Genomic DNA, 19,946 nt, shown 5'->3' on the forward strand with positions numbered 1-19,946 from the left:
CCCGTTTGCCGTACATCAAACGTAATTTGCAACATAGGCAAAACTTTTTTTGATATACATCCTATTGCCGGAAGTTGCGCTCCACCTCATCCGACTGGAACTTCACCACTTCATACTCCGTACTGCCCTGACCGTTCGTACGCGTCGCAAAACCATACTTCTCGAGCGCCTGCACCAGCTCCTGCTGCGTCTGCCGGTTCACCTGCACCTTACCGTAAATCGTAAGATGGGTAAGGATGGCGGAAGCGGGCATCCACTGAACAGACAAATCCTCTGCCAGAGGACGGCGGAAAAAGACGAACAGGTTCTCTTCCACCGGGTCCTTCATCCGGTGACGCTCGTTATGAGTGTTCAGCCCGTCTATCTCGTCGCCCTCGTACCAATACCGGAAGCCGCTGCCCAGCAGCGACATAGCCTGCGAATACACCCCCTGATAATTCACGGGGCGACGATAATCCACCGAAAGCACCGATGAGGGCAGGAAACGCCGGTTGCCGTCGATGTCCTGCAAGCACTGACGCTTGTTGGTACTCGCGATGAACGAGGCATGCCGCGCGAAGCAGAAAGCCTGCGTATCGTACACCTTGCGCTGCGTCACGCTCTCCTGCGTGATGATACGCTTCAGCCCCGCAAGGTCGGCCGCCTTCACACCCTGAAACTCTTCCATGTTGATGAGATAGCGGGTGGAAAGCAGCAGCATGTCGTCCTTGCTGTCCGGACATATCATGCCCGTGTGGTAGTACTCGCGCCACTGGGGCGGAAGCAGACGGCTTATCCACGTGCTCTTGCCCTTGCCCTGACCGCCGAAAAGTATCAGCACGAGCTGGTTCACCTTCTTCTCGTACAGCGCGCAGGCCACCGAGCCCACCAGCCAGCGGCGGAAACTCTCGCGCCAGAACTTCCCGTCTTCCGTCCGTACGGTATCGGCCAGCTCGCCGATGTAGTCCGTTACGCCGTCCCACGGGGGAAGATTGAGCAAATAGTCCTCAAAGGGATTGAACGCCGTGGCGTAGTCGGAGTCGACAATGGCCTTCAGCGTGTTCAGGGAGCAGTTGATGCCGTCTGTCAGCAGGCTTACGTAGATGGAGTTCAAATCCTTGCTCCGCAGGGGGCTGAAAACGGGAGAAGCGGTAAGGGAGTCCGTCCCGCACGCACCGTCCTGCTCGCAGAACTCCAGACGGTCCAGCACCGTATTGCGGCGGAAGCGGTAGCGAAGCGAAAGGAAATCCATGACGCGGCTGACGACGGGAACCTTGTCCTCTTTCGCCTTCTCGGCCGCACAGGTCTTGCTCACGTACAGGTAGGCGTTGCCGATAGCCCCCGCAACGTCCAGATCGTCCTGCCGGAAGTCACGTTCGGCAAGGAGCACGGCAACTTCCCGGGGGATGTCCTTGCGGAAGCAGCGGTTGCCCAGTATGAAGAGGAAATTGTCACGGTTGCCCTTACGGAAAACCTCGGAACGGCGGGTGGTGTTGAGCGCCTTTTTATACTCCATGAGATGCCAGGGGGCTATTTCGGCAGACAGGGCGGAAGCGTCGCCACCCCGCGACCTGTCGCTCTTCTTGCCCTGCAATGCTCCGTTATCCGCCGTTTCGTCCGGCAGCCCGTTACTCATCCTCTCACCCGGCAGTGCACCGCCTGTCCTTTCACCCGGCAGTTTCCCCGGCAACCCGTCTTCCACCGGCTTATCCCCCGCCCCTTTCTTCTTCCTCTCCGTCTTCCCGGGCACGAGCACCCGGGTCGTCACTTCCTCAATCTCCCCCAGCAGAGCCGTATTCAGATACGCCTGCGCATCGAACGAAGCGAAGAAGCCCCTACCGATATCCTTACCGCTCACGTCCACCGGAAGTCCGATGAGACGCTCCACGTACAGGCGGGCGGCCTCGTACATCAGCGCATGATGGTTCTCAAGCTCCGCGTACGTGATGAAAGGCACGGAGAAGGTCATCTTGCGCAGGCGGCGGGCATACGCCGTGCGCAGGTAAAGGAAGATTTTGAAGCCGTGCCGCTTGGGCGTGAGGAAGCACGCCACAACGTCGGCGTCAGCCTCAAGCAAACGGCGGACGGCATCCACACGGTCGTCCGCCAGCTCGTCCACGTCCACGGTGATGACGGGGTTGTAGCGAAGCAGGCTGTAAGGCTGCCGCAAGGCGGAGTAGTTTCCCGTGAGCGTAAAAAAAGGGAGCTGCTTCTTGATGGCGTTCGCTTTGGAGAGGTCGCCCAGACGCAACTGCTGCTCCACTTTCCGAACCGTATGGAAGTAGGCGCCGTTGCGGATGTTGGTTATCACGGTAGTCAGGTTCGTTTCGCCGGAAACGGTGGAGAAGCCGCTGTAAGCGGTAATCATGAGGTCTTTCATCGATGTTTGTTTTAGTTTGCCCTATCGGCGGGAACAAAGATAAGCGTACGCTCCCGGATACGAAAATAGTCCTCTCCACAGGAAAGGACTATCCGCTTCACTTATTTCGGACGCTCATCGGACGCGCCCTGCTCCTCTTTCGGGAAAAGACGGGCAAGGGTATTGTACAGCGCCGTTTCGATGGACTGTTCCTTCATCTCCGAACTGCGGTCGCGGTCTTTCTCCACAAAGCAGAACGCGTGCAGAATATGAGCCCAGCACCTCACCTCGCGGCTTATACTTAAATCAGGACATCCCGCCGCCTGATGGCCGTGTATCTGGCAGGCAACGGCCTCGAACAGAAGCTGTTTGCCCGTATCCACGTGCACCTTGCCGTCAAGCATCAGGTCAATCCCCGTAACGATGCGGGATACATCAAGGTTTTCATCCTTCGAAACAAACACATAACGATCGCAATCTACAAACTCCACTTTTTTAAAATAGCACTTTTCATACTCTTTTCTCTTTTTTCGTTTAACATTTAAAGGCTTCAATTAATATTAACAGGCAAATTTAAACATTTATTAAACGCGGGCAAAACAATCGCCGGAAACTTGTTGAGAATAAAAAAAAATCGCCGACACCGTGAAGAAAGGCAGGAGGGTATATCCCCCTCTCTAATGAATCGGCGATTTTTAACCGAAAAAAAAGAAAGAATACGCCCGTGCGTGCGCACACGCGCATGTACTATATATATGAAACTTGTATCATCAGGGAAAAGTTGTAAAGAACAGAGAAATAACGGCGGTGAATGTTGTAACGAAAATTCAACGAAAACGGAGGTGTTTTTTAAACGTACGTTTGATAAACACAAAGATACGCATACTTTTCATAATACCAAATTATTTTGATAATATTAATTTCGGATGACAGCAAAATAATTTTTCAATATATTGTGGAACAGACGCTTACATCCGAAATAAAAATAGTGCCCTGACAAAGGAATAAGTATAAAGGGCGGGGCTGAAAGAGAGCCCCGAAAAGGTGTTTTTCAGACGTACGTTTAATAAACACTTTACCCTGAAAAGCAAGCAAACAAGCAAACAAACAAATAACATTTATGAACCTGAAACCTTTGTTAATCATTGGGTTTATGCAGGTACTGCCTTTTCCGATATATCCACAGGAAGCGCGAGAGACAAAAAAAGAGGTCTTCAGCGCCGACACCGAACAAAAGACAGAACTCGTACTGCATTTCCGCTTCGACCGCTCAATGGTCGACTACGGATATCGTGACAATAACCGGATACTTGCCGCCATGCACAAAATCTTCGCAGACAGCCTGTGTGTATCCCGGATAGATTCCGTGTGCATACAAGCCTTTTCCTCACCCGAAGGAGACGCCGATTACAACCGGCGTCTCGCTCTGCGACGCGCACAGGCCGTCAAAGGGTATCTGGTCTGGAAATACCCCGGACTGAACCAGTATCGCATCCGTACCTCTGCGCAGGCGGAGAGCTGGGATGCCCTGCGTGATGTCGCACTGAACGACACGCTCCTGCCCTGCCGGGACGAAATATTGCAGATATTAAAGCTGAATACAGGCGAAAAACGGAAAGAGGCTCTCTTGAAAAAGCTGAATACAGGTATTCCGTATCGGCATATAAGCCAATGGATTTTGCCTGAACTGAGAAACGCATCTATATGCACCGTCTATATGCGGCCGCTAAGGCATGCACAGCAGGGTAGCAGGCTTGTAGCAGATGCTCAAGGTAATAACGGAAAAGAGTACCAAAAGGCAGACGGAACGGAGATTACGGATGATACGGAAGTCGTAAACGGTGTAAGAGTTGCGAAAGGCAATGACACAAACGCAAACGGTACAGAAGTTATAAACGGTGTAAGGGTTACGAAAGGCAATGTTGCAAATGCAAACGGTACAGAAGTTATAAACGGTGTAAGAGTTGCAAAAGGCGATGTTGCAAACGTAAACGGTACAGAAGTTATAAACGGTGTAAGAGTTGCGAAAGGTAATGATACAAACGCTAACGGAACAGAAGTTATAAACGGTGTAAGAGTTACGAAAGATAATGATACAAACGCTAACGGTACAGAAACTGTAAACGGCGTAAATGTTGCAAAAGGCAATGTTACAAACGCTAACGGTACAGAAACTGTAAACGGCGTAAATGCTGCGAAAGGCAATGACACAAACGCTAACGGTACAGAAGTTATAAACGGTGTAAGGGTTGCGAAAGGCAATGACACAAACCCTGACGGAACAAAAAACATAAGCGGTGTAAGAGTTGCAAAAGGCAATGATACAAACGCTAACGGTACAGAACTAACGGACAACACAGCAATCACCGGTAGCACGCAAGTAACAGGCAATGCCCAAACAACAGGCAGCGCCAACGCAATAGCACCCGGCAAATCACGCCGTCGCCCCCTCTTCGCGGTAAAAACCAATCTCCTCTTTGATGCGGCGCTCATGCCCAACATCGAGCTGGAAGTCCCCATAGGCAAACGCTGGTCGCTCAACGGAGAATACATGTTCCCCTGGTGGCTGATAAACGATGACAGATACTGCCTGCAAATACTCATGGGCGGACTGGAAGTCCGTTACCGGCCGGGCAAAAGGAGCGGACGCGACGTACTCACCGGACATTTCATCGGCCTCTACGCGGGCGGTGGAAAATACGATCTGCAATGGGACAAGAACGGCTATCAGGGAGAATTCTTCATTGCCGCCGGAGTGAGCTACGGCTACGCCCACAGCATCGCCCGCAATCTCCGACTGGAATACAACATCGGCATCGGAATGCTCCGAACCGACTATCGCCACTACCACTCCCGAGACAACCACCGGACCCTGCTCTGGCAGGAAAACGGCGAGTACACCTGGCTGGGCCCCACAAAACTGAAAATATCACTCGTTTGGCTGATTACAGGAAAAAACAAAAAATAAAAGAATATGCTATCCCCTCTTACTCAAATAGCAATAACATTGTTGCACGACATCGCCATGCACGAACCGCATGAAGCGATAGGCCACTGCACCTCTCCCGAAGAGCTGCGATACATATACACACGCCTCGAACAGAAAGGAATGATATGCCGCAAGGAAAAGGCAACCGAAAAGGCAACAGAAAAAGCAGCCGAAGATGCCGGCGCCGATACATACACCACCTGTTCCTACAAGTTGTGCCGCCCGTTATGCGAAATCTCCCTGCTCGAAGTGCTCGAAGCCATAAACGGACACCTGAACTGCAACCACCCCACATCCGAAGCGTTCTACACCCGCTACGGAAAGATGGCGCAGAAACTGGGAGTGGTCAACTATATTACAAGGCTCTATCTGTCGGAAATAAAACTGATAGATTGTTAATACTAAAACACAGAAATAAATGAAGAATACAGTTTTGTTTTTGCTACTGCCGCTCTGGCTGGCGTCCTGCGAACGAAGGGAACTGACCTTCTATACGGAGGCCGAAATAACCGTGACGGCCGACTGGAGCCGTGCCGACCAGCAGGAAGAAAGCCAATACGGAGCCACCCTGATTTTCTATCCGCAGGACGGAGGCACACCGCGCGTCGTACTGATGGGAGACCGTACGCAAACTACCGTACGCCTGCCCGATGGACGCTACGACGCCATACTATTCAACCGCTCGTTCGACGAGTTCGGCACAATGGCATTCCGGGGACAGGAGCAACTGCACACCCTCGAAGCCTACGCCCTGCAAACGGAGACGCGCTACGGAACGAAAATCATCACCGCGGCGCCCGGCAAGCTGGCTTCTGCCGTGATACGCGACTTTGAAGTGACGGACAACATGCTGGGCAACTACGCCCCGGCCGGAGCACGCAGCGTGGCCGACTGTCCCGACGGAGCCTGCCGGCTGCAATTCACTCCCCTGCCCCTCACCCGCAAGGTGAAAGTAAAGCTGCACATCACGGGCATCAACAACCTCAAGCAGGCCACGTGCCAACTCAGCGGCGTGCCCCTCTCCATCTACCTGCACGACGGCAATACGGACAACGCCGAGAAAGGCGTGCAGGAGTTTGAAGTAGAGGACATCACCCCGGACGAGGACTTCGCCGCCAACGGCACGCTCAGCGGCACCATCCACCTCTTCGGACTGCCCTCTACCGAAGAAGTACAAATCAAGGTAAGAGCCTTGCTGAAAGACAACACCACCGTTATAGAGCGCGAAGTGGAGAACATCGAAGCGAACGAAGAGGCGGACGGCAGCGGCGTCACCACCCTGCATATAGAAGCCGACATCACCGAACCTCTGCCCGACGTAACCATCTCGGAAGACTCCGGATTCAACGCCAATGTAGACGAATGGGGACAAGAGAACGATACAGAGATTCCGATTTAAGAAATACGGCTCATCAACCTAAAGACGCAAAGCTAAAGATACTAATTTAAAGATACAATTTATCAATCTAAAAACAACATTCAGTTATGAAAGCAAAGAGTTTATTCTCACTGGCCATCATCGTAATGGCCTTGGCAGGATGTTCGGAAAATGAGATTACCGAACAGAACCCGGACGCCAACAAGCCTATCGGTTTCGACACCTACACCGCGGCGCAAGCCCGTGGAGCGGAAAACGGGCTTCCCGCTGTAAAGACTTCCGGCTTCGGGGTAATGGCGTACCAGACCAATGGAGCTTACAGCACCGCCGGAGCAAAGTCCGAATTCATGAACAACCAGAAAGTGACATGGAACAGCAGCGGCAACGCATGGGTATACAGCCCCGTAAAATTCTGGCCGGCAGGCGCCAACGACAAAATCTCGTTCTTCGCCTACGCCCCCTATGCGGGCAGCAACGGCATCACACCGGTGTCCGCCGACGTAAGCAACAACCCGAAAGTAAAATTTGAGCTGCAAACCAACCAAAAGAATATGGTAGACCTGGTAGTATCCGATCCTACGGACGGTTCCAACAATACGATGGACAAGAATTCGACTTCGGGCACGGTAAACTTCAAGTTCCTGCACCAGCTGACCAGAGTGGCCATGGAAGCCAAAACGGGTACGGACATCAGCGCCAACACCGACACAAAGGTATTCATCACAGCCGTATCGCTGATACATACCAGCAAGCTGAACAGCAAGGGCACGCTGGACATGAAAGCCCTGACGTGGGCAAGCAATACGTCGGATTATCTGGCATCTCCTTATGCGCTGACGGCAGCCTCATCCAACGGCATATTGAACCTGACGGCAGCCAACTTCGCAGGCTACACCACAAGCTCCATCGACATATCTTCCGCCGGAACAACCGCCACATCGCTATTCCCCGCCAATGAATACCTGTTCCTGCTCCCGGTGAGCAATGCCACAGGCACAGCCGCGGCCGGTGATGTACAGGTAAAAATCGCATACGACATGGTGAACAAGACAGGTGCCGCTACCCACACCAAATCCTCGGTGGAAAAGACAGTGAACCTGCCTGCCGGTGTTTTCAAGAAAGGTACAGCCCAAAAATTCACTTTCACGGTGAGCCTGAACGCCATCTCCTTCAACGTAACTACCGTAGAAGGCTGGGGAACGGAAAGCGACACACCCGTAACCGTTCAATAACCCGATGTAACGAAACGATAACGAAACGATAATAAGACGATTTCCCATCGCCCGGTCAAGGTTGAATGTCCTTCTCCGGGCACACAACAAACTTTTTCAGTAAAAGAAGCAAGCAATGAATATGACGAGAAGAATGAAAGGCGCGTACATCCTGATTCCGCTGCTGTGCGCCCTGTGCGCCGGCTGCGACAGCAAGGACGAAAGCCTTATGTCCACCCGGGAGATTGGTTTCTCCACCACCGTAGCAAGCAGTGAAGCGGAACCCGGCACACGTGCCGAAGCCACCACCGACAACCTTACGGAAATGGGCGTATTCGCCTACTTTACGGGCACAGGCAACTTCAGCAACGGCAGTTCCACTCCCAACCACCTGTACAACCAATCGGTAAAGAAAACGGGCGGCGTCTGGACGTACAGCCCCATAAGGTATTGGCCTGCCAACGCCAAAGAGAAAGTATCATTCTTCGCTTACGCGCCCCATACCGCCGCCGTTTCCGGCAACGCCAACGACAAGATACGGATAGCGAAGCCCACCGCCTTCAACGCCCCGGGCAGACCCGTTATCAGCTATTCCGCCCCCAAAGGGGAACTCGACCTGCTGCTCTCGACAGGCGTAACGGACTGTGCTAATACTCATGGCCCCGTGCAGTTCACCATGAAGCACGCCATGACCAAGGTGGTCTTTAAAGTAAAGACGGGCGGCAGTGACTCCAAAACCATAACCGGTATCAGCACCGAGTGCGCCTCATCGGCCGACTTCAGCATAAACGACGCCAACACCGCGGTCACCGCGGAGAACATCGGTACAAGCAAAAGCACTTGCACGGCCACCGTCAGCATAGCGGTCGACGGCACGGCAAAGACCGTAAAAGAATTCTTCCTGATACCCTCGCACCCGAACGATACGAAGGTGACGCTGACCTATGCCGATGGAAGCGGCTCCACAACCGTAACAGCCACCCTGCCCAATGTCACCCCCAACGACTGGCTGTCCGGCAAAGCCATAGGCTACACCCTGACGATACAAAACAACCAGATAACCGCCATCACGGTGAACTCCGACATAACATGGGATGAACTGAAAGTCCCTATCCCTTCCGACACCGACTATGACTATATCATAGCCACCGCCGAAGACCTCGCCCAATTCCGCAATGATGTGAATAACGGAAAAATCCGTCCCGCCAAAGCTTTACAAGTGGCGGACATCGACATACAAGACCTCGCTACCTCGAAATACTTCTCCAACGATGCCACCGACTGGACACCGATAGGATATAAAGTAGAGTTTCAAGGAGTATACAACGGGAACGGACATACCATAAAAAATTTAAAGATAAAAACCGGAAAGACAAGCCAGGGTATCGGCCTTTTCGGACAGGTAATCGAGTCTCTGCTGGTGGGTATAAATCTGCGCGACGCAGATATAACGGTCGGGTCTCCTATAACCTACACAGGAACACTGGCAGGAACGGTCGACCAAGAGACGCAAGTAAACTATTGTTCCGCCACCGGAAAAATCAGGAAAGTTCCATGTAATGCCGACGGCGGCCAGCCGTACATAACAGGCGGGCTGATAGGAGATGCAAAGGATGCTTCAATAATCTTATGCCATGCCAATGTAGATATAGGGGAAGGAGGTATTTACAATCACACCTCGTCAGCCGCCATGAATGCCTGCACCATAGGAGGATTAGTGGGCTACATGTCAACAAACAAAAGCAGAATCGCATCCTGTTGGTCTTCAGGCAATATTAAGTTGGGACCTATTCCCGCAAACGCCGGGTATATTGTCACAGTCGGCGGATTTTTAGGCGGCGATGCCCATAGCGGCGATATTTACGGTTCCTATTCTTTAGGAAGCATAGCACTCTCTTTCAGCGGAATGGCCAGCAGCGGTGACACCAGAACAGTAAACGCAGGCGGTTTTATAGGCACTGTCAACGCTATTCTGTGTACGTCTTGTTATAGTTATACGCCACTTTCCCTTACGTACCCCGATATAGATTCGCAGGGTAATATAGGTACTGTTAATTTCGGCGGTTTTACACCCCTAGATTATTCGACATTCAGATACTGCTATGGAGACGGCTCGGTGCTGCCCAGAACAAGCTATTTCAATTATAAAATAAGCTGCTATGAGTTCTCCGATAGCCCGAATTCAACATCTTATTCCTGCAATACATTAGGCGGGAAAACGGTACAAGAAATTCTCAGACCAAGCAGCAAGATTAGATCATCCAAAACATTCAGATGCGCCAAGTACGACTCTTCCATCAATGCATACTATACGATGCCCCCGATGCTTTACATCATAAATTGGGACAGCGATAATTTCTGGAAGCAGACTCCGGCCGATCCGACATACCCCGAAATAAACTATTATGTAGATATGACGTCGTTATAGGCGTTATGTCTTTGCAGATACCATGTCTTTATCCTAAAAACAGCGTAACGATGAAAAAGCATATTTTACATATCCCATACAGTAAACGCAGCGTATGCAATGATGTACACGGCATACACTGTGTACGTAACACATTCCGTACACGCAACACGAGCCGTATACACAATCTATTCATATGGTGCGGCATAGGCCTGTTATGGCTCTGTACCGCCTGCACGGAACAGGACGAGTTTTCCGCCGCCATCTTGCAACCTCTCACCTTCATCATAGACGAGCCCCTGCCCTTTCAGGAAATGACAGCAGGCAGCGGCAACACCGCCGCTCAGCCGTCAGGCAGGGACGACTCGCATGCACGTCCCCATACCCGTATCGCGGATTCGGGCGAAACCGTGTCCTGGGAGAATAACGACAAGATATATCTCGCCGCAGCAATAACCGTCAGCACAAGTACCACGTACGCCTACTCCACCGCCACATACAACGGCAGTACAAAAAAATGGAGCGCGCTCACCCCGCCCATCTCCGCCCCGGCAGGCGCCAACGTCAATGTGGAAGCAATCTACGCCAAAGGTACGCTGTCCGGTAACACCATGACTCTTGCGGACAACAGCATCATAATGAAAGCGAGTACCAAAAACATTAAGGTCACAGCCCCTGCCGAACCCATAAATCTAACCTTTCTGAGCACGCAGGTACGGGTGGAAGTAGCCGGAATGGACAATGGCATTACCCCCACTTCCAGCCTTGCAAATATTCCCCAAAGCATAGACATACAGCCCGCCAAAGGCAGTTTCAGCATCACCACCGCCAGTAAAACGAATTTCATTTCCGACAACGGAGTGTATTACGTATTTCCCGGTGGAATAAACCTTGAAACATCCAATCATAAGGTCATAGCCCTAACCAACACCCGAGTCAACAGCTCCTATTTTCTTGATATGAGCGGCAGAGGCGGCCACGTCCGTCCCGACGGAGATATCCATGTAGGCGACTACTATTACAGCGACGGCACCTGGAGCGACGGTGGCTACCGGCTACTGACAGACGGTACCTGCCTGCAAGAAAACGTACCGCCCCTCGTAGGGAAAACATGTATCGGCATCGTATTCGCCGTAGGCCATTCAGATTATGATACATCCAACTACAGAAACACCGGCATCCGTCAGGATAAATGCCAGGCCTATGTGATAGCTTTAAAAGACGCAGGCGCTGAATGCCGGTGGGGCGTCCCCGGCCCTGTTGTAGGATGCAGTGTATCCAACAACGGCTCCTATCCCGAAAAAGACTGGAGCGGATATTTATATACCAAAAAAATCGATGATTATGCCACTGCTAACGGCTCAGGACTCGATCCTGAAAACTTTGACGGATACCCGGCCACTTATTATGCCAAAATAGCCTATGAAACGCAAGTAGCAGCCCCAGCGACAAGCAGCGGCTGGTTCCTGCCCGCCATCGGACAATTGTATGAAATTTGGCAGCAGAAGGATTTATTACACAACATTATTCCCAGCCATAGACGGTACTGGTCGTCTTCGGAAGATAGCGCGAATACAAGTTTGTCCGTACTGGTATTAGATGTAGCAGCCACTCCCGTAAGCCAACGAATATCAAGCCTTAACAAACACGACCGCTATTCAGACCCTAACGGCACGTATTCCTGGGCGATTTTGGCTTTTTAGTCCATTATAGCGTGAGGCTGATATGACATGCACTGAGAACGGCGGAATAAATTGGGAAGGAGACGGCAACGCCTCGGACAATAATCAATTCGGAAATGGTACTCCCGGCTGGCCCGGATACAGCACAGAAGCCTCAAACGGTTGGGGAAGCAGTCACTGGAAATCATTCAGCTATGGCTCTATTCCCGAGTTGCTGTGGGAGTAGCGGGGGATGAATGGGGAGAGAGAATAAGAGCATATTATTTGGAAAATAGTGCCTACTCCTCCCAAAACGTATCCTATCTTTGTAAATAGTTCATTAAAAAGGATGCGGTCTCGCAAATTATAGCGACCTTTGTAATTGAAACTTAATGCATCAATTACAATGGCAAAAATAACCGTTCAAAATACAGACATTAGTGTTGTCAAGTACAATGAAGAAGACTACATCAGCCTTACAGACATGGCAAAAAGCCAACTGCAAGAGCATATTATCTTCCGTTGGCTTAGCCTTAAAAGCACTATCGAATATCTTGGTGAATGGGAAATGTTATATAATCCCATTTTTAATTGTACCGAATTCGGTACAATTAAAAATGCGGCAGGGAGCAACAATTTCGTGCTTTCGGTAAAAACGTGGATAGAACAAACCGGTGCAATCGGCATTCATTCTAAGGCTGGTCGCTACGGTGGCACATATGCACATCGGGATATAGCATATCATTTTGGTATGTGGATTTCTCCTAAATTCCAATTACTTCTTGTTAAGGAGTATCAGCGGCTAAAGACAGAAGAACAAAGGTTGCTTGGTTGGTCAGCAAAACGTGAATTGTCGAAAATCAACTACCGCATACATACTGATGCCATAAAACAAAACCTTATTCCGATGGAAGTCACGCCGATACAAGCAAGCATTATTTATGCCAATGAAGCCGATGTACTGAATGTGGCGATGTTTGGCATGACAGCCAAACAATGGCGGAAAACGAATCCCGAACTGAAAGGAAATATCCGTGATTATGCTACTATCAACGAACTTATCTGTTTATCGAATATGGAGAATCTAAATGCTGTATTTATCGAACAGAATATGACACAAAGGGAACGTCTTGTTAAGCTAAACCAAATAGCCATCCATCAAATGAGTATATTGGAAAGTGATGATAATCAAAATCGTAAGTTATTAAAAGATTGAATGCATCGATCCGACCATTCTTGTACGCAGCAAATAAACTCTCCTTTACTTCATAGATTCTAACTTTTATACTATCTTTGTTCTGTGGCACTTCAAAGGTAGCACGTTGAGATTGACCCATTTGTCCAGTTGGGCGGCAGGAACTGCAAAACAATTAGTTTACCATAAACTCCGACATACAATTTATGCCGGAGTTTATTGCATTTTCCCAGCTATATTTTGCCATCTCGCAAAAAATAGCGAATTTTGCTCGTTCAAAACAACGGTCATACAAAATTAAAGATAAATGAAAAAAGCTCTAATCTCCGGAATTACCGGACAGGACGGCTCGTTCCTTGCAGAATTCCTATTGCAGAAAGGGTATGAAGTGCACGGCATCATGCGCCGTTCATCTTCCTTCAACACCGGACGCATCGAGCATTTGTACTTTGACGAATGGGTACGTGACATGAAGCAGAAACGTACCGTCAACCTGCACTATGGAGATATGACGGACAGCAGCTCGCTGATACGCATCATCCAGCAGGTGCAACCGGATGAGATATACAACCTCGCCGCACAGAGCCACGTAAAAGTATCTTTCGACGTGCCCGAATACACCGCCGAGACAGACGCCATAGGCACGCTACGCATGCTGGAAGCGGTACGTATCCTCGGACTGGAAAAGAAAACGAAGATATACCAGGCCTCTACATCAGAGTTGTTCGGCAAGGTACAGGAAGTGCCCCAGAAAGAGACTACCCCGTTCTACCCGCGCAGCCCGTACGGCGTAGCCAAGCAATACGGCTTCTGGATTACGAAGAACTACCGTGAAAGCTACGGCATGTTCGCCGTCAACGGTATCCTCTTCAACCACGAAAGCGAACGCCGCGGCGAAACATTCGTAACCCGCAAAATCACACTGGCCGCCGCACGCATAGCCCAAGGCTTTCAAGACAAACTGTATCTGGGAAACCTCGACGCACGCCGTGACTGGGGATATGCCCGCGACTACGTGGAATGCATGTGGCTCATCCTGCAACACGACACACCGGAAGACTTCGTGATTGCCACCGGAGAGATGCACACCGTACGCGAATTTGCCACGCTGGCCTTTGCAGAAGCAGGCATACAGCTTCGTTGGGAAGGCACAGGCGCAGACGAGAAAGGTATCGACTGCAAAACCGGCAAAGTACTGGTGGAAGTAGATCCCAAATACTTCCGTCCGTCCGAAGTGGAACAACTGCTGGGCGACCCCACCAAAGCCAAAACGTTACTGGGCTGGAACCCGCAGCAGACGAGCTTTGAAGAGTTGGTACGCATCATGGCGGAGCATGACATGAAGTTCGTACGGAAACTGCATTTGAGAAGCAAAGAGATTTAACCAAATAATTAATTTTCAGAAACCATCCCATTCATTACAATGTTAGACAAGAACGCAAAAATATACATCGCAGGGCATCGCGGACTGGTAGGTTCCGCCATCTGGAAAAACTTGCAGGAGAAAGGCTACACCAACCTCGTAGGCAAAACCCATAAGGAACTCGACCTGTTGGACGGAGTCGCCGTACGCCGTTTTTTCGATGAGGAGCAACCGGAATACGTGTTCCTCGCCGCCGCTTTCGTAGGCGGTATCATGGCAAACAGTATCTACCGCGCCGACTTCATCTACAAGAATCTCCAGATACAGCAAAACGTCATTGGCGAGAGCTTCCGCCACAACGTGAAGAAACTGCTTTTCCTGGGCAGCACCTGTATCTACCCGCGTGACGCCGAGCAGCCGATGAAAGAAGACGTCCTGCTCACCTCACCGCTGGAATACACCAACGAGCCGTATGCCATCGCCAAGATTGCCGGACTGAAGATGTGCGAAAGCTTCAACCTGCAATACGGTACGAACTACATCGCCGTCATGCCCACCAACCTCTACGGCCCCAACGACAATTTCGACCTGGAACGCAGCCACGTACTGCCCGCCATGATTCGCAAGGTACACCTGGCCCACTGCCTGCAACAAGGCGACTGGGATGCCGTACGCCGCGACATGAACCTGCGCCCCGTAGAAGGTATCGACGGCGGCAACAGCAACGAAGAGATACTGAACATACTTGCCAAATATGGCATCGGCGAAGGGGAAGTCAAGTTATGGGGTACGGGAACGCCGCTGCGTGAATTCCTCTGGAGTGAGGAAATGGCGGACGCCAGCGTATTCGTCATGGAGCACGTGGACTTTAAAGATACCTGCAAAGCCGGAGAGAAGGATATCCGCAACTGCCACATCAACATCGGTACGGGAAAGGAAATCACCATCCGCCGCCTTGCCGAACTGATTGCGGACACCGTGGGGTATCGCGGAAAGCTCACTTTCGACAGCAGCAAACCCGACGGCACCATGCGTAAACTCACCGACCCCGGCAAACTGCACGCGTTGGGCTGGCAGCATAAGATAGACATCGAGGAAGGTGTAGAGCGGATGTACCGCTGGTATTTAAGCAACGATAAATAAGCATGACGGTAAAACTCCGGCACATCGGCGGCATCGTATGGCTGATGCTCCTCTTTTGCATCGTCCCGGCAGTGGCGACAGCCGCTGCCACAACCTACCCTGTCCGGGGAAAAGTCATTGACAAGAGCTCCCGAAAGCCCGTCGCCTACGCCAACGTAACGGTAACGGGCCTTCCGGGCAAAGGGGCTTCCACCGACTCGCTCGGCGTATTCCGCATCGAGCAGGTACCGCCGGGGATATACCGTTTCGAGGCTACGTGCATAGGATACGTCACCACATCCAGCCCGGAATATATAGTCTCCGCCTCTACTCCGTTCATCGAAATAGAGATGGAAGAAGACGCCAATCTGCTGACGGCGGTTGTGGTTACGCCCTCTCCTTTCCGGAGAAGCATAGAAAGCCCTGTAAGCATGCGTGTCATCGGCTTGCAGGAAATCGAGAAAAGTCCCGGAGCCAACCGGGATATTTCCCGCATAGTACGTGCCTATCCGGGCGTGTCATTCTCTCCTGTCGGCTACCGAAACGACCTTATCGTACGGGGCGGCTCACCTTCCGAAAACCGTTTCTACATGGACGGCATCGAGATACCTAACATCAATCATTTCGCCACGCAAGGCGCGTCGGGCGGCCCGGTAAGCATCGTCAACGCCGACCTCGTACGGGAGATTACATTCTATACAGGCGCATTCCCCGCCAACCGTTCCGGAGCATTGAGTTCCGTGCTCGACTTCCGGCTTCGTGACGGCAACCCGGACAAGCAGACTTTCAAGGCAACCCTCGGAGCATCCGAAGTGTCCCTGAGCGGCAGCGGACATTTCAATGACCGCACCACCTACCTTTTCTCCGTACGCCAGTCGTACCTGCAACTGTTATTCAAAGCATTGGGGCTGCCTTTCCTGCCCAACTTCATAGACGGCCAATTCAAAATAAAAACCAGGCTGACGGAACATGACGAGCTGACCGTACTCGCCCTGACAGGTATCGACAAAATGAAGCTGAATACGGACGAAAAAGGAGAAGACGCCGAATACCTGCTCAGCTACCTGCCTACCATCCATCAGGAGACTTTCACCGTAGGAGCCGTGTACCGGCATTACGCCGGAAAGCACACGCAGTCCGTCACCCTCAGCCACAATTATCTGAACAACCGCAACCTGAAATACCGGAATAATGATGACTCTTCCGAAGACAACCTCACCCTGCGTCTCCGTTCGGTAGAACAGAAAACCACCGCCCTGTTCGAGAACCGGACCCGTCTCGGACAATGGACTTTGAAAGAGGGTGCGGAATTTACCAACTCCGGCTATACGAATAATACCGACAGTCCGTTCTCCCTCTACAAAACCTCGCTCAATATCATCGGCTGGGGAGCTTTCTTCTCGTCCGACTATTCCACCCGCGACAACCGTTTCACCCTCTCCGCCGGCATCCGCGTGGACGGCAACAACTACAACCGCGGCATGAAACAATTGTGGAAGCAGTTGTCTCCCCGCCTCTCCGCCTCGTACAAGCTGTCGGAGCAATGGATTCTGAACGGAAGCGCCGGGCTTTACCACCAGTTGCCGCCCTATACGGCGCTGGGCTACAAAAACAACGATGGGACCTACCTCAACAAAGCATTGAGATATATGCGGGTAATGGAGAGCAGCATCGGCGCAGACTGGCATCTGCACGACCGTATCATGATTTCCGCCGAGGGCTTTTTTAAGCGTTACAACCGTATTCCCCTCTCCCTGCAAGATAACATCCCGCTGGCCTGCAAAGGCAACGACTACGGCGTAGTAGGCAATGAACCGCTGGCTTCTACCGCCGACGGCAGGGCATACGGCCTGGAAACCATGTTCAGGTGGCAGGTATCCGGCCGCTTCAACCTGGTATCTTCCTTCACCCTCTACAAAAGCGAATACCGCAACCATTCGGGAGACGATTACATTCCGTCCGCATGGGACAACCGTTTCATCCTCAACATGAGCGGCACGTACAACCTGCCTAAGCGCTGGAGCATAGGTGGCAAGGTGAGCTACATAGGCGGTGCGCCCTACACTCCCTACGATGAGGACAAATCATCGCTCGTCCAGGCCTGGGACGCCAAAGGACAGCCTTATTACGACTACTCGCTCTACAATACCGGGCGGCTTCCCGACTTCGCCCAACTGGATGTGCGTGTGGACAAGTCTTTCTACTTCCGCCGTTGCATGGTGGGACTCTATCTGGACTTGCAAAACGTGACCGGCAGCAAACTGAAGCAGCCGGATGTCATCATGAGCACAGGCGTCATTGAAAACCCCGCCGCCCCCGCGTCCGAACAACGTTACAAGATGAAATACCTCAAACAGGAAAGCGGAACCCTGCTGCCTACCCTGGGCGTTACCGTAGAGTTTTAGGAAATCCGCCGGAGTACTATTTTCCCCTAAAAGTTTGCATTCTCTATATAAACCCTTATATTTGCACAATTTTCAACTAAATGTGCAATATAATAATGGAACAAAGTTTTATCGCCTATATAGAGAACAGTATAAAGGAAAACTGGGACCTGGACGCCCTGACCGACTATAAAGGGGCAACCCTGCAATACAAGGATGTAGCCCGCAAAATAGAAAAGCTGCATATCATTTTTGAAGCGAGCGGCATCAAGAAAGGCGATAAAATCGCTGTCTGCGGCCGTAACAGTTCGCACTGGGGAGTGACTTTCCTCGCCACGCTGACGTATGGCGCAGTCATTGTGCCCATTCTTCACGAGTTCAAGGCCGACAATGTGCACAACATCGTGAACCACTCCGAAGCCAAGCTCCTTTTCGTAGGCGACCAAGTATGGGAAAACCTCAACGAAAGCGCCATGCCGTTGCTGGAAGGCATCTTCATGATGACCGACTTCACCCTGCTGGTATCGCGCAACGAACGGGTTACTTACGCCCGCGAGCACCTCAACGAGATGTTCGGCAAGAAATTCCCCAAGAACTTCCGCAAGGAACACATCGATTACCACAAAGACCAACCCGAAGAGCTGGCCGTCATCAACTATACTTCCGGTACGACCAGCTACTCGAAAGGCGTAATGCTGCCCTACCGCAGCCTGTGGTCCAACACCAAGTTCGCCTTCGAGGTACTGCCGCTGAAAGCCGGGGACAAACTGGTATGCATGCTGCCCATGGCGCACATGTACGGACTGGCATTCGAGTTCCTGTATGAGTTCTCCGTGGGTTGCCACATCTACTACCTCACCCGCATGCCGAGCCCGAAGATTATCTTCCAGGCCTTCGCCGACGTGAAACCGAACCTCATCGTAGCCGTACCGCTCATCATCGAAAAGATTATCAAGAAGAGCGTATTGCCCAAGCTGGAAACCCCTACCATGAAGCTGCTGCTGAAAGTGCCCATCATCAACGACAAGATAAAGGCCACTGTACGCGAGCAGATGATACAGGCGTTCGGGGGCAATTTCGCAGCGGTCATCGTCGGCGGCGCAGCTTTCAACCAGGAAGTGGAGCAGTTCCTGCGCATGATAGATTTCCCCTACACCGTAGGCTACGGCATGACGGAATGCGGCCCTATCATCTGCTACGAAGACTGGACGCGCTTCAAGCCCGGTTCCTGCGGTAAGGCCGCTCCCCGCATGGAAGTGAAGATTCTCTCTCCCGATCCGGAGAATGTCCCCGGCGAGATTGTCTGCCGCGGTCCCAACGTCATGCTGGGCTACTACAAGAATGAAGAGGCTACCGCCGAAGTGGTGGACAAAGAGGGCTGGCTGCATACCGGCGACCTCGCCCTGATGGATGCCGAAGGCAATGTCACCATCAAAGGACGCAGCAAGAATATGCTCCTCGGCCCAAGCGGACAGAACATCTACCCCGAAGAAATAGAAGATAAGCTGAACAACCTGCCGTACGTATCCGAAAGCATCATCGTACAGCAAAACGAAAAGCTCGTAGGACTGGTATATCCCGACTTTGACGATGCCTTTGCCCACGGCCTCAACAACGACGACATAGAACGCGTCATGGAAGAGAACCGTGTGGCGCTGAACGCGGAATTGCCCGCTTACAGTCAGATTTCCAAGATGAAGATATATCCCGAAGAATTTGAAAAGACACCCAAGAAGTCCATCAAACGCTTCTTGTATCAGGAAGCAAAAGGATAAGACGAAATAGTGGATAGCGGTGAGTGATTAGTGATTAACGGGTTATGCGGCCTGCGCTGATTGTTCACCGCCATTCATTCAATCCCCCCTAATCACTAATCCCTAACCCCTAATCACTAACCC

Annotated in this window: 13 protein-coding genes and 1 pseudogene; 12 read left to right on the forward strand and 2 right to left on the reverse strand. The window is 51.5% G+C overall.

Annotated elements, in window-relative coordinates; translation table 11 throughout:
• Positions 1 to 61: 61 nt before the first annotated feature.
• Together BHV73_RS13250 and BHV73_RS13255 are read right to left on the reverse strand one after the other, a co-directional pair.
• Positions 62 to 2,359, reverse strand: coding sequence for a VapE domain-containing protein (locus tag BHV73_RS13250; protein ID WP_286738534.1), 2,298 nt, complete (start codon positions 2,357 to 2,359; stop codon positions 62 to 64).
• Between the two features lie 101 nt (positions 2,360 to 2,460).
• Positions 2,461 to 2,829, reverse strand: a complete 369-nt coding sequence (locus tag BHV73_RS13255) for a hypothetical protein (protein ID WP_286738536.1) — start codon at positions 2,827 to 2,829, stop codon at positions 2,461 to 2,463.
• Positions 2,830 to 4,778: 1,949 nt separating this feature from the next.
• Between BHV73_RS13255 and BHV73_RS14705 the strand changes: the two are divergent.
• The 12 genes and pseudogenes from BHV73_RS14705 to BHV73_RS13315 form a co-directional block, all read left to right on the forward strand.
• Positions 4,779 to 5,306, forward strand: a pseudogene (locus BHV73_RS14705) (DUF3575 domain-containing protein); the annotation flags it as partial.
• A gap of 6 nt (positions 5,307 to 5,312) precedes the next feature.
• Positions 5,313 to 5,726, forward strand: coding sequence for a helix-turn-helix domain-containing protein (locus tag BHV73_RS13265; RefSeq protein ID WP_087413674.1), 414 nt, complete (start codon positions 5,313 to 5,315; stop codon positions 5,724 to 5,726).
• Positions 5,727 to 5,745: 19 nt separating this feature from the next.
• The gene (locus tag BHV73_RS13270) at positions 5,746 to 6,726 is read left to right on the forward strand and encodes a DUF5119 domain-containing protein (RefSeq protein ID WP_022218711.1); all 981 of its coding nucleotides are present in this window, start codon (positions 5,746 to 5,748) and stop codon (positions 6,724 to 6,726) included.
• An 86-nt stretch (positions 6,727 to 6,812) separates the two neighbouring features.
• Positions 6,813 to 7,937, forward strand: a complete 1,125-nt coding sequence (locus BHV73_RS13275) for a fimbrillin family protein (RefSeq protein WP_087413675.1) — start codon at positions 6,813 to 6,815, stop codon at positions 7,935 to 7,937.
• Positions 7,938 to 8,052: 115 nt separating this feature from the next.
• Complete coding sequence (locus BHV73_RS13280) at positions 8,053 to 10,344, forward strand: fimbrillin family protein (protein ID WP_286738541.1); 2,292 nt, start codon at positions 8,053 to 8,055, stop codon at positions 10,342 to 10,344.
• Positions 10,345 to 10,394: 50 nt separating this feature from the next.
• Positions 10,395 to 12,026 (forward strand): hypothetical protein, encoded by a 1,632-nt coding sequence (locus BHV73_RS13285; protein WP_286738542.1) that lies wholly within the window; start codon positions 10,395 to 10,397, stop codon positions 12,024 to 12,026.
• Between the two features lie 22 nt (positions 12,027 to 12,048).
• Positions 12,049 to 12,231 carry a hypothetical protein gene (locus tag BHV73_RS13290; protein ID WP_087413678.1) on the forward strand — a complete coding sequence of 61 codons (183 nt, stop codon included), beginning with the start codon at positions 12,049 to 12,051 and terminating at the stop codon, positions 12,229 to 12,231.
• Positions 12,232 to 12,390: 159 nt separating this feature from the next.
• A complete protein-coding gene (locus tag BHV73_RS13295; protein WP_286738543.1) occupies positions 12,391 to 13,200 on the forward strand; it encodes a KilA-N domain-containing protein in 810 nt (269 codons plus the stop codon).
• A gap of 286 nt (positions 13,201 to 13,486) precedes the next feature.
• On the forward strand, positions 13,487 to 14,563 hold the full coding sequence (gene gmd, locus BHV73_RS13300; protein WP_009120741.1) for a GDP-mannose 4,6-dehydratase: 1,077 nt from the start codon (positions 13,487 to 13,489) through the stop codon (positions 14,561 to 14,563).
• A gap of 39 nt (positions 14,564 to 14,602) precedes the next feature.
• Positions 14,603 to 15,685, forward strand: a complete 1,083-nt coding sequence (locus BHV73_RS13305; protein ID WP_022218705.1) for a GDP-L-fucose synthase family protein — start codon at positions 14,603 to 14,605, stop codon at positions 15,683 to 15,685.
• A gap of 2 nt (positions 15,686 to 15,687) precedes the next feature.
• Positions 15,688 to 18,069, forward strand: a complete 2,382-nt coding sequence (locus BHV73_RS13310) for a TonB-dependent receptor (RefSeq protein WP_087413679.1) — start codon at positions 15,688 to 15,690, stop codon at positions 18,067 to 18,069.
• A 95-nt stretch (positions 18,070 to 18,164) separates the two neighbouring features.
• Positions 18,165 to 19,823 carry a long-chain fatty acid--CoA ligase gene (locus tag BHV73_RS13315; protein WP_009120738.1) on the forward strand — a complete coding sequence of 553 codons (1,659 nt, stop codon included), beginning with the start codon at positions 18,165 to 18,167 and terminating at the stop codon, positions 19,821 to 19,823.
• The last annotated feature ends 123 nt before the right edge of the window (positions 19,824 to 19,946 follow it).

Origin of the sequence: Bacteroides sp. 44_46, assembly GCF_001915465.1 — a bacterium.
Lineage (GTDB): Bacteria > Bacteroidota > Bacteroidia > Bacteroidales > Bacteroidaceae > Bacteroides > Bacteroides clarus.